12 protein-coding genes are annotated in these 10,712 nt (G+C 61.7%); 6 read left to right on the top strand and 6 right to left on the bottom strand.

From position 1 onward, the window contains the following. Together FJ471_RS32795 and FJ471_RS32800 are read left to right on the top strand one after the other, a co-directional pair. A partial coding sequence (locus FJ471_RS32795; RefSeq protein ID WP_140809789.1) for an Hsp20 family protein occupies positions 1-255 on the top strand: 255 nt, incomplete at its 5' end. A 63-nt stretch (positions 256-318) separates the two neighbouring features. Further along, positions 319-576: a DUF1150 family protein gene (locus FJ471_RS32800; RefSeq protein ID WP_140809791.1), complete on the top strand. Its 258-nt coding sequence runs from the start codon at positions 319-321 to the stop codon at positions 574-576. Between the two features lie 83 nt (positions 577-659). On the opposite strand, the gene ptsN is transcribed toward FJ471_RS32800, so the two are convergent. Both ptsN and raiA read right to left on the bottom strand, forming a co-directional pair. After that, positions 660-1,124, bottom strand: coding sequence for a PTS IIA-like nitrogen regulatory protein PtsN (ptsN, locus tag FJ471_RS32805; protein ID WP_042641064.1), 465 nt, complete (start codon positions 1,122-1,124; stop codon positions 660-662). A 61-nt stretch (positions 1,125-1,185) separates the two neighbouring features. After that, on the bottom strand, positions 1,186-1,773 hold the full coding sequence (raiA, locus tag FJ471_RS32810) for a ribosome-associated translation inhibitor RaiA (protein WP_140809793.1): 588 nt from the start codon (positions 1,771-1,773) through the stop codon (positions 1,186-1,188). Between the two features lie 633 nt (positions 1,774-2,406). Between raiA and FJ471_RS32815 the strand changes: the two genes are divergently transcribed. Both FJ471_RS32815 and FJ471_RS32820 read left to right on the top strand, forming a co-directional pair. After that, positions 2,407-3,759: a glycosyltransferase family 39 protein gene (locus FJ471_RS32815; protein WP_181179915.1), complete on the top strand. Its 1,353-nt coding sequence runs from the start codon at positions 2,407-2,409 to the stop codon at positions 3,757-3,759. Between the two features lie 128 nt (positions 3,760-3,887). After that, positions 3,888-5,060 carry a glycosyltransferase family 2 protein gene (locus tag FJ471_RS32820; protein ID WP_210242070.1) on the top strand — a complete coding sequence of 391 codons (1,173 nt, stop codon included), beginning with the start codon at positions 3,888-3,890 and terminating at the stop codon, positions 5,058-5,060. Positions 5,061-5,119: 59 nt separating this feature from the next. On the opposite strand, the gene rpoN is transcribed toward FJ471_RS32820, so the two are convergent. The 4 genes from rpoN to lptC form a co-directional block, all read right to left on the bottom strand. Next, positions 5,120-6,649 carry an RNA polymerase factor sigma-54 gene (rpoN, locus tag FJ471_RS32825; protein ID WP_140809797.1) on the bottom strand — a complete coding sequence of 510 codons (1,530 nt, stop codon included), beginning with the start codon at positions 6,647-6,649 and terminating at the stop codon, positions 5,120-5,122. 178 nt (positions 6,650-6,827) lie between these two features. Then, positions 6,828-7,646, bottom strand: coding sequence for an LPS export ABC transporter ATP-binding protein (gene lptB, locus FJ471_RS32830; RefSeq protein ID WP_140644562.1), 819 nt, complete (start codon positions 7,644-7,646; stop codon positions 6,828-6,830). Beyond that, positions 7,646-8,233: an LptA/OstA family protein gene (locus FJ471_RS32835; RefSeq protein WP_140809799.1), complete on the bottom strand. Its 588-nt coding sequence runs from the start codon at positions 8,231-8,233 to the stop codon at positions 7,646-7,648. Before FJ471_RS32835 ends, lptB begins: the two co-directional genes overlap by 1 nt. Beyond that, positions 8,220-8,933 carry an LPS export ABC transporter periplasmic protein LptC gene (gene lptC / locus FJ471_RS32840; protein WP_140809801.1) on the bottom strand — a complete coding sequence of 238 codons (714 nt, stop codon included), beginning with the start codon at positions 8,931-8,933 and terminating at the stop codon, positions 8,220-8,222. The genes FJ471_RS32835 and lptC overlap by 14 nt, the downstream gene beginning before the upstream one ends. Positions 8,934-9,226: 293 nt before the next feature. On the opposite strand from lptC, the gene sppA reads away from it, so the two are divergent. Then, on the top strand, positions 9,227-10,183 hold the full coding sequence (sppA, locus tag FJ471_RS32845; protein WP_140809803.1) for a signal peptide peptidase SppA: 957 nt from the start codon (positions 9,227-9,229) through the stop codon (positions 10,181-10,183). A gap of 77 nt (positions 10,184-10,260) precedes the next feature. Further along, positions 10,261-10,545, top strand: a complete 285-nt coding sequence (locus FJ471_RS32850; protein ID WP_027165368.1) for an integration host factor subunit beta — start codon at positions 10,261-10,263, stop codon at positions 10,543-10,545. Positions 10,546-10,712: the final 167 nt, after the last annotated feature.

Consider the following 10,712-nt stretch of genomic DNA (forward strand, 5'->3'; position numbering starts at 1 on the left):
GGTTTCGCTGAAAGCGACCTCGATGTCACCACGGAGGAAAACCAGCTGATCGTGCGCGGCCGCCAGACCGACGATACCGAGCGCGAATTCCTCCACCGCGGCATCGCCGCGCGCCAGTTCCAGCGCTGTTTCGTGCTGGCCGACGGCATGCGGGTGGTCGCGGCGGAACTGAAGAACGGCCTGCTGTCGATCGATCTCGACCGGCCGGAGGCCGAGCGGCTGGTACGGAAAATAAACATATCGGTGAAAGACTGACCTTCGCCGATGGCTCTATGCGAGGCGGCCAATCCTGGCGTCCTCGCGCCAAGGAGGCTTGAAATGACTAGAACTGACGAAGTGAGCACCATGACCAGCGGCGAACTCGCCCATCTCGGCGAAGGTTCGGTCGCTTACCTCAGGAAAGTGTCGAGCGACGACCTGCGCGGCCGCTTCCCCGGCCTCGAGGAAATCGCGCCCGGCATGGAGCTGTGGGCGCTGTTTGCCGCCAACGGCCAGCCGATCCTGCTTTCCGATGCCCGTGACCGGGCGCTGGCGGGTGCGTTGGAGAACGACCTGACCACGGTCGCCATTCACTAAGGCGACGTGACGTCTGGAAAGGGCCGCCCGCGGCGGCCCTTGGAAGGTTTAATCCAAAAAAATCTTAGCTTAAGCCGAGAACGTCAGGCCGCGTGCGAAGCCTGTGTGTCCGACAGCAACGCGTGGATTGCCACCGCATCGCGCGTGCCCCTGATCTTGGCGACCGTATCGGCATCGCGCAGCACGCGCGCGATGCGCGACAGCGCCTTGAGATGGTCGGCGCCGGCGCCTTCGGGCGCAAGCAGCAGAAACACCAGGTCGACCGGCTGGTCGTCCAGCGCCTCAAAATCGACCGGCGTTTCCAGCCGGGCGAAGACGCCCGCGATCCGCTTCACGCCGGCGAGCTTGCCGTGCGGAATGGCGATGCCGTTGCCGACGCCGGTCGAGCCCAGCCGCTCGCGCTGCAGGATGGTGTCGAACACCTCCCGTTCCGGAATCCCCGAAATCGCCGCGGCCCTCTCCGACAGCAATTGCAGAAGCTGCTTTTTGGAATTCGCCTTCAACGCCGGCATGATCGCCGGGACGCTGATGAGATCACTGAGATCCATGCTTGAAAAATCCCTTGCTCGCCTGCCGCGCCAGTCGTCGCCCCCTCGCGCGGCTGGCTTTTTATCCCTGCGCGACTTTGGTCGTCGACGGATCGATCCAGCCGATATTGCCATCCGGCCGGCGGTAGACGATGTTGAGATGGTCGTTTCCGGCATTGCGGAAGACAAAAACCGGGCTGTCGCTGGTATCGAGCTCAATGACGGCCGACGCCACCGACATGGTCCGCAGCGTCATGCTTGATTCGGCGACGATGACCGGAGCGAAGTCCTCCGGAATATCTTCCTCGTCGTCGGTGAGAGGGGCCATCACGGTATAGGCGATGTCGGTTGGCTCTTCGCCGTTGCCGTTGCCCGTGTTGCGCGACTTCAGCCGGCGCTTGTAGCGCCGCAGCCTTGTTTCCAGGCGGTCGGCGGCCGCCTCGAAGGCGAGCGTCGGGTCCTGGGCGTCGCCGGTCGCCTGCAGCGAAGCGCCGGAATCGAGCCGGACCATACAGTCGGCGGAGAAACGCGACCCCGATTTGATGACCGTGACATGTCCTGAAAAACCCCGATCGAAATATTTCTCGATCGCCTCGCCGACCCGGTCGTTGATGCGTGAGCGAAACGCATCGCCGATGTCCATGTGTTTTCCCGAAATGCGTAGATTCATCTGAAAACTGACCTTCCTTGCCCAGGCTTCAAACTGTTCGCGAGTTTATACCCGTGGTGCGCGCGCACAAGCTTCGCAGCGGCATGCGCGCCGATTTTAGACCCGAACTTTCCGGTTGATCACAAGTCGCCTTCTTGGCCATCCGCGGCCGTGTCTGACGGACCCTTTCGCAAGCCGGCATTACTGCCTCGCTCATGCGGGCGGGCTTCTAGACACTTCATTGCGACTTGTCAATGAAGCTTGGGAATTGTGGAAAATCAGCCCGTCTCGCACCGGCCAAGGCTTGTCGAGATCCGGGTCGGGCCGTGTCGAAAATGGCGGTTTTCAAGAACCGGCCTATGCCGAACCTAGCCTTCATAGGGCGGAGTACCTATGAGGGCTTCGGCCGTCGGCCGGGCAGCCCAGAAACCACTATGCCCAGTTCGCCGCCGGTAAGAAACAACGCGTCCTCAGCGCTTGCATTGCCGGGAAAGATATTACAGTTGCATAATGAACTCGGGGGGGTCGATTTCCTCTGTCGTCCCGTACTTTTAACGCAGGCGGACCCTGTCCGCCAAAGCGCGAAGGCGACGGCGGATTCACTCGATCCATCCACAAAATCGGATCCAGACCTGGTGTCGAATGAATTCAACCTTGAGCCAGGCCGGCGGGAATTCCTCGACCCGCCGCGTGTCCATCATGATCGGTTGCCTCGCCCTGCTGACCGCCCTGGCGGCCCTGTGGCCGGTCTATCGGGTGTTTTTGAACATCGAGATCGATACCAATGAGGGATGGAATGCCTACTATGCCGACGCGGCGATGGGGCGGATGCCGCTCTATCCCTCTGCCCATCAGTTGATCGCCAATAACTACCCCCCGCTTTCCTTCTATATCGTCGGCGGTCTCGGACGATTGATCGGTGACGCCGTTCTGGCCGGGCGGCTGCTGTCGCTCGCGGCCGTGCTGGTGATCGCCGGGGGCGTTTTCCGCGCGGTCCGCCTGCTGGGCGGCGACGCGACCTCCGCAGGCATCGGCGCGCTGTTTTTTGGCGCCACCATGTGCCGCTTCTTTACCAGCTATGTCGGGATGAATGACCCGCATTTGCTGGCGCAAGCGGTCATGACGATTGGCTTTGTCGCCTTCCTGCAGGCCAGGTCGCAGGATCGCGGCTATGCCCTGCCTATCCTTCTGATGGTGGGCGCGGGTTTCATCAAGCACAACCTCGTGGTGATGCCGCTGACGGCGATGATCTGGCTGGGCATCAACCGGCCGCGACAGATGGTGAAATCGGCGCTGCTGGCGACGTTCGCCATCCTATTGGGGTTTGCCCTTTGCTACCTCGCCTTCGGCCCTGACTTTTTCACAAATTTGAGGTCGCCGCGCGCCTATATGTTGAAACACGCCATCGGCGCCATCGGACATCTGCAATGGATCGCCGTTGGCCTGGCCGCCTGGGTTTACGTCGGCATTACGCGCAGGGCCGATCCCAATATCCGGCTCTGCAATCTGCTGAACACGCTTGGCCTCGTGATGTTCTTCGTCCAAAAAACCGGCGATGGCGTAGCCTACAACGCGCAATTCGAATTGGTCTTCGGCGTGTCCATTGCCACCGGCCTCGCTTTCGCGCACGCGCCGGCTTTGCCGCTGGCCCGCCGCTGGTCTGGGGAAAAGCTCCAATTCATCCTTCTGCTCGCCATCTGTATCCGCCTGCTGGCGTCCGCTCGCCTGGAACCGGTGCAATTGTTGATGGATCCCGGCTTTCACGCCGAAATAACCGCGCGCGAAGCCGCCATGTCCGCCACGGTCGCCCGCCTCCAAGACACGCCCGGCGACGCGACCTGTTCCTCTACGCTTGCCAGCTACCGTTCGGGAAAACCCTTCATCGTCGATCCCTTCTATACCCGCGAGCAGATTCTCACCGGCCATCTTCCTCCCGATGTCGTCACCAAACGCATCGACGCCGGGAAGTTGACGGTCGTGAAAGCAGACCCCCTGCTGCATTGGTGAACTTTAGTTCATGCTATTGAAGCTTGGCCTGCTCCAGCTTAATCCAGCCATCGGCGGCTTCACGGCCAATTGCGACAAAGTGCCCGTCAGACGCCGCGGCACCAAACTCAAATGACCAGGGGGCGACTTTGAACATCGATGTCAGCAGTCAAAATGCGAAGTCGCATTTTGCCCCGTTGATTTCAGTCATCATTCCGACATTCAATGAAGTTGCGAATGTTTCCAAGATCGCGGCGGCCATCGGGATAGCGCTCAAAGGCAGAGACCATGAGATCGTCTTTGTCGACGACGATTCCTTCGATGGGACGAGAACTGAAATCGCAAAACTGGCTGCCGCCCTCCCCGGAATTCGACTCATTCATCGCATCGGCCGGCGTGGGCTGTCTACGGCCGTCACCGAAGGCATGCTCAGCACGACCGCTCCATTCATGGTCGTGATAGATGCCGATCTCCAGCATGACGAGAGCATCATACCGGAAATGCTTTCCGTCCTCGAAACCAACGCCGCCGACCTTGTGGTCGGCTCTAGGTATATCGAAGGTGGCGGGCTGGGTTCTTGGGACCAACGCCGGGCGCAAATCAGCGCTCTTGCGACGTGGTTGGCCAAGATGGTGACCAAAAGCGATCTCAGTGACCCGATGAGCGGCTTCTTCGCCATTACGAGGTCGGCTTTCGATAATTCGGTCAGGGATTTATCGGGGCAAGGCTACAAGATCCTGTTGGACATCTGCGCTTCCTCGAAATCTCCATTGAGAATCCAGGAGGTCGCTTACCAGTTTCGGACGCGGCAGGCCGGCGAGAGCAAGCTCGATGCCTTGGTCACATGGGAATACCTGATGTTGCTGGCCGACAAACTGGTCGGTCACATCATTCCAGCGCGCTTCATATCTTTTTCCCTGATAGGCGGCCTTGGCGTCTTCGTTCATATGGTCGTGTTGTCGGCGCTTCTCGCCGCAGGCCTTCTCGGTTTTGTGGCCGCTCAGGGCGTCGCGACATTCACCGCGATGGTGTTCAATTTCTTTGTCAACAACACGCTGACCTATCGCGACAGACGGCTGCGGGGTGTCAGGGAAGTGATTTTCGGCCTGTTCAGTTTCATGCTCGTATGCTCGGTGGGTGCCTTCGCAAACGTGGGCATTGCAAACTACCTGTTCGCGAACAGTCACTATAGATGGTGGTCGGCAGGCCTGGCCGGCATTCTCGTTGGCGCCGTTTGGAATTATGCGGCGACGTCGGTCTTCACTTGGAGAGTAAGAAAACGCAGGAGCGGCGCCGCAAACGCCCCCAGCGTAGGCCGGTAGTTGCGGCTGCCGACGCAAGTGCCCGACGGAAGACCGCTCACGCTTTTCCCTGAATTGCTCTAGCGGCCGGCGTTCGCGAGCGCCCGCTTCTCCCGCCGCCGCTGCACCGACGATGGGATGTTCATGCCTTCGCGGTATTTCGCGACGGTGCGGCGCGCGATATCGACCCCGTTTTCCTTGAGCATGTCGACGATGGCGTCGTCGGAAAGCACGTCGGCGGACTTTTCCTCGTCGATCATCTGCTTGATGCGGTCGCGCACGGCCTCGGACGAATGCGCTTCGCCACCTTCCGCCGAGGCGATCGATGCGGTGAAGAAATAGCGCAGCTCGAAGACGCCGCGCGGCGTCAGCATGTATTTGTTGGCGGTGACGCGGCTGACGGTCGATTCATGCATGCCGATGGCGTCGGCCACCGTGCGCAGGTTGAGCGGCTTGAGGTGGCGCACGCCATGGACGAGGAAGGCATCCTGCTGCCGCACGATCTCGGACGCCACCTTGAGGATGGTCTTGGCCCGCTGGTCGAGACTGCGCGTCAGCCAGTTGGCGTTCTGCAGGCATTCGGCGAGAAAGTCCTTTTCCGCCTGATCCTTGGCGTGGCTTGAAACGCGCGCGAAGTAGACGTTGTCCACCAGCACGCGCGGCAGCGTGTCGGCGTTGAGCTCCACCGCCCAGCTGCCGTCATTGGCGGCGCGGACCTCGACATCGGCGACGATCGCATCGCTCGCGCCGCCCGAAAACGCCAGGCCGGGCCGCGGATCGAGCGCGCGGATCTCGGCCAGCATGTCGAGCAGGTCCTCCTCGTCGACGCCGCAGATGCGCTTCAGCGTCTGGAAATCCCGCCGCGCCAGAAGCTCGAGATTGGCGACCAGCGCCTTCATCGCCGGATCGAGCCGGTCGCGCACCGCAAGCTGCAGCGACAGGCATTCGGCAAGGTCGCGCGCGAAAAGTCCGGCCGGCTCGAAGGTCTGGCAGACGCCGAGCACGCGCGCCACCGCCGCGTCGTCCGCGCCGAGCCGGACCATGATCTCATCGAGGTCGGTGCGCAGATAACCGGCTTCGTCGAGCCCGTCGGCGAGCTCACCCGCGATCAGGCGCTCGCCGGGGCTGAGCGAAGCAAGCGCGATCTGCTCGCCGACATGTTCGCGCAGCGTGACGGCGGCCGCGGCCATGTCGCCGACGTCGAATCCTTCCGACGACGCCGCGCCGGCACCGCCGCCGGCGGCCGACTTCCACTGCGCCGTAAGATCGGGCCCCAGCCTCTCGTGGGTGCCGGGATCGTCGGGAAACAGGTTCTCCAGGGAAGAATCGAGCTTTTGCGAGATCGCTTCGGCGCTCCATTCCGTCTCGCCCTCGAACCAGTCGCCCTCGACATCCTTGTCCGGCGCCGCCTCGCCTTTCTGGGCCTGGCCGCCGGCAGCGTCGTCCTGCGGTTCGGCCCGCTCCAGCAGCGGGTTGCGCTCAATCTCCTCGTCGATGAAACGCTCGAGCTCGACATGGGTGAGCTGCAGCAGCCGGATCGACTGCATCAGCTGCGGCGTCATCACCAGCGACTGGGATTGTCTGAGCTGCAGTTTGGCTGCCAGCGCCATGGTGGGATTCAAACGCCTCGTCTACGCGTCGCACAGTTGTTTTTCGGTCGGGCATACAAACTGGCCCGGCTTTTGCTTGTCAAGGAAAACGCTAGCAGCCGCGGCTTACCGGAGCGTTATCGAGCGCTAAAATAACCGAAAGTCGTGACGCGATCATCGAAAACCGCGAAATCGCGGATCAGAGCGTGAAGCCCTCGCCGAGATAGAGACGCCGCACGTCGGCGTTGGCGACGATCTCGTCGGCCCGGCCATGCGTCAGCACCTGGCCGGCATGGATGATGTAGGCGCGGTCGATCAGGCCGAGCGTCTCGCGCACATTGTGATCCGTGATCAAGACGCCGATGCCGCGCGCCGTGAGGTGGCGGACGAGCTGCTGGATGTCGGCGACGGCGATCGGGTCGATACCGGCGAAGGGCTCGTCGAGCAGCATATAGGCTGGCCGTGTCGCCAGCGCACGCGCGATTTCGAGGCGGCGCCGTTCGCCGCCCGACAGCGACATCGACGGCGCCTTGCGCAGATGGCTGATGTGGAACTCCTCGAGCAGCTCGTCGAGCGTACGTTCTCGTTCCTTGCGGCTCTTTTCGACCACCTCCAGCACGGCGCGGATGTTCTGCTCGACATTCAGGCCGCGGAAGATCGACGCTTCCTGCGGCAGATAGCCGATGCCGAGGCGGGCACGCCGGTACATCGGCATCGAGGTGACGTCGAAGCCGTCGATCTCGATCGAACCTTCGTCGACAGGGACAAGGCCGGTGACCATATAGAAGCAGGTGGTCTTGCCTGCGCCGTTGGGGCCGAGCAGGCCGACGGCCTCGCCGGCGCGCACGCCAAGCGTCACTCCGCTCACCACCTTGCGGCCCTTGTAGCTCTTGGTCAGCCCCTTGGCGATCAGGGTGCCCTTGAACTTCGCCTTGTCGGTGCCGACCGTCGCCGGCGCAGCGGGTTGTGCGGCTGCCCGTCCCGGAAGACGGGCCAGCAGCGAAGTCACGCCGGCCATTACTTGCTCGACGCTCCCTGCGCGTCCTGTTTCTGCGGCTTGAACATCATGATGACGCGAGGGCAGCCTTCGACATTGCCGAGGCCGCTCTTCATCTGCACGGTGAGCTTGCAGCCCTTGAGCACATTGTCGCCCTGCGACAGCACCACTTCCTTGCCCGAAAGCACCAGCACCTGCGTCTTCATATCGAATTTGCCGGTGTCGCCGGTGGCGATCTGGTCGTTCGATTTGATGTAGACTTTGTTCTCGACCTCGAGGTGGTCGATATTGGCCGCGCCCGTCATCGCCGATGCGCCGGCTGCGGCGCTTTTGTCGGCATTGGCATCCTTGACATAGTAGACCGTCATCTTGCCGGCCTTGAGCAGGGTCGGCCCCTGGTTGACGGTCACGTTGCCGCTGAACACGGCCATGCTGTCGGCCTGGCGAACCTCCAGCTTGTCGCTTTCGATCTGGATCGGCTGGTCACCCGACAGCTTGAGCCCCGGAATCTGGCTGGTGGCGCTCGATTGCGCGAACGAATGCGCCGTCGCCAAAAGCAGCAATGCGGAAGCAGCGCCCGAAAGCCATGCGGATTTACTGCGACGCATTCTGTTCTCCACCTTTTACCCCGGCTGCCTTAAGCGCAGTTGGATCTATGTTGACGCGAACCCGGTTTTCGAAGACCACGATTCTGCCATTGTCCTCGACCGACATCGAGTCCGCGGTGATGCGCGACCCGCCACGGCTGACGTCGACCGGATTGCTCGTCTTCATAGAGCCTTTGCCCATGTCTAGGAAGATCGATTTGAACTTGGCCACCAGGCCGTCCGTCGTCGTCACGCTGACATCGCTGGTCAGGTCCATCGTATTGGCGTCGCGATTGTAGATGCCGTGGGCGGCATCGACCGACACGATATTGTCGGTGGCGACGGGCAGCTTGGCGTTGATGCCGTCCAGGTCGATGACGGCCTGCTGGCCGACATCCTGCGTCGCCCTGGTCGCCGTCAGCGAATAGGGCAGCTTCTGCTTGGTGAAGCCGTTGAGCTTCGGATTGGCCATCACCAGCTTGCCGTCGGAAAACGCCGTGCCGTCGGCCTGCACCGAGACGGACAGGGGCGCCTTCAGGTAGGAATAGACCGGAAAGGCGACGGCGATCGCGACCGCGAGCAACGGCACGGCGAATTTCAGCACGCGCACGCGGCGCGAGTGCCGCTGCGCGCGGTTGAAAGCATCGCCACGCGTGCCGCCTTGGGTCGCGGGAGCCGATACCTCACCGGCATCGCTCGTTTCGTCAGATCGCGCCAACATGACTTTTCTAATGGACCTTTGCCCGCCCAAACACCGCCTATAGGTGGTATGCCGACACCTACAAGCAAGCACAAGCGGAGGAAAACTGCAAAAATGTGACAACTGCCGCCGGCAAATCGAGAACAATTCGGCGGCACCCCTGTACTTCATAGCAGAGATACAGGCCGCTTGCGTTAATTTTTCGTGAGGCCGACGTCAACGCCGACGCTCGGCGCCGAGTCTTCAGGAAACGGTAGCCGTGTGCCGAAGCTTGCTTTAAAAGCGTGCTTTCCCACCCACCCATGAGGCTGACGATGGCAATGAGAGCCGACGACCTGATCGACCGCCGCCGCTTGCGCCGCAAGCTGACCTTCTGGCGCGTCGTGGCGTTTCTGGTTCTGGCGGCAGCCATCATCGCCTTCTCGACCTGGGTCTATGACGACAATTTTACCGGCCAGGCAGTCCCGCATATCGCCAAGGTCAAGATCGAAGGCACCATCACCGAGGACGAGGAGCTGCTCAAAAGGCTGGAGGCGATCCGCAAGTCGCCAGAGGTGAAGGGCGTCATCCTGTCGATCGATTCGCCTGGAGGCACGACGGTCGGCGGCGAGTCGACATTCGAAGCCGTGCGCAAGCTTGCCGGCGACAAGCCGGTGGTGGCCGAAGTCGGCACGCTGGCGGCATCGGCCGGCTACATGATCGCAAGCGCTGCCGACCACATCGTCGCCCGCAAGACCTCGATCGTCGGCTCGATCGGCGTGCTGATCCAGTATCCCGACGTCAGCGGTCTCATGGACAAACTCGGCATCAAGCTGGAGGAAGTGAAATCGTCGCCGCTCAAGGCTTCGCCCTCGCCTTTCAAGCCGACCAATGATGACGAGCGCGCCATGGTGCGCAAGCTGATCCTCGACAGTTACGACTGGTTCGTCGGCATCGTCGCCGACCGCCGCAAAATGACGCATGAGCAGGCGCTGGCGCTGGCCGACGGTTCGATCTTCACCGGCCGCCAGGCTTTGGCCAATCACCTGGTCGACGCCGTCGGCGGCGAGCAGGAGGCGATCGACTGGCTGACGACGAAGGGCGTGGACGGCAAGCTCAAGGTCGTCGAGTGGAAGGACAAGGACAGGCGCGGCGGTTTCCTGTTTTCCCAGTCGATGGCAAAAATGGCGGCCAAAGCGCTTGGCCTGCCGGATGCCGGCGGCGATATCATTCACGAGCTTGGCGCCGACCGCTTGTTTCTTGACGGTCTCGTTTCGGTCTGGCACCCTTGACATCTCGCCGGGACGAGCCAAAAAAGCAATAAAATCATCCTGATAATCGATTGCAGTGGTTTTACGGGGAACGTTCTATGATCAAATCCGAGCTTGTGCAGATCATTGCTGCGCGCAACCCGCACCTTTTCCTGCGCGATGTCGAAAACATCGTCGGCGCGATCTTTGACGAGATCACCGATGCGCTTGCCGAGGGCAACCGGGTCGAATTGCGCGGTTTCGGCGCCTTTTCGGTGAAAAACCGTCCCGCCCGCACCGGCCGCAACCCGCGCACCGGCGAGTCCGTCGAGGTCGAGGAAAAGTGGGTGCCGTTCTTCAAGACCGGCAAGGAGTTGCGCGAAAGGCTGAACGGCGGCAAATAAGCGCCGCGTCAGTGGGCTGAAACGGCATCTTGGCGCTTAAAGCATGTCTCCCGAAAGTGGAGACCGGTTTCGGGACAAAGACATGCGCGCTTTAATGCATGTCGCCCAAAAGTGCGCAGCGGTTTTGGCGGGACGACATGCATCAAAACAAAGACTTAAAGCGCGTC

Source organism: Mesorhizobium sp. B2-7-1 (assembly GCF_006440735.1).
In the GTDB taxonomy this organism is placed as follows: Bacteria; Pseudomonadota; Alphaproteobacteria; order Rhizobiales; family Rhizobiaceae; genus Mesorhizobium.

What these genes read in the sequence shown, in the direction of transcription:
- ptsN (WP_042641064.1), bottom strand. Translation starts at nt 1,124, where the DNA reads ATGGATCTCAGTGATCTCATCAGCGTCCCGGCGATCATGCCGGCGTTG.
- lptB (WP_140644562.1), bottom strand. Translation starts at nt 7,646, where the DNA reads ATGGCCGGCGTGACTTCGCTGCTGGCCCGTCTTCCGGGACGGGCAGCC.
- FJ471_RS32800 (WP_140809791.1), top strand. Translation starts at nt 319, where the DNA reads ATGACTAGAACTGACGAAGTGAGCACCATGACCAGCGGCGAACTCGCC.
- raiA (WP_140809793.1), bottom strand. Translation starts at nt 1,773, where the DNA reads ATGAATCTACGCATTTCGGGAAAACACATGGACATCGGCGATGCGTTT.
- FJ471_RS32850 (WP_027165368.1), top strand. Translation starts at nt 10,261, where the DNA reads ATGATCAAATCCGAGCTTGTGCAGATCATTGCTGCGCGCAACCCGCAC.
- FJ471_RS32835 (WP_140809799.1), bottom strand. Translation starts at nt 8,233, where the DNA reads ATGCGTCGCAGTAAATCCGCATGGCTTTCGGGCGCTGCTTCCGCATTG.
- rpoN (WP_140809797.1), bottom strand. Translation starts at nt 6,649, where the DNA reads ATGGCGCTGGCAGCCAAACTGCAGCTCAGACAATCCCAGTCGCTGGTG.
- lptC (WP_140809801.1), bottom strand. Translation starts at nt 8,933, where the DNA reads ATGTTGGCGCGATCTGACGAAACGAGCGATGCCGGTGAGGTATCGGCT.
- sppA (WP_140809803.1), top strand. Translation starts at nt 9,227, where the DNA reads ATGGCAATGAGAGCCGACGACCTGATCGACCGCCGCCGCTTGCGCCGC.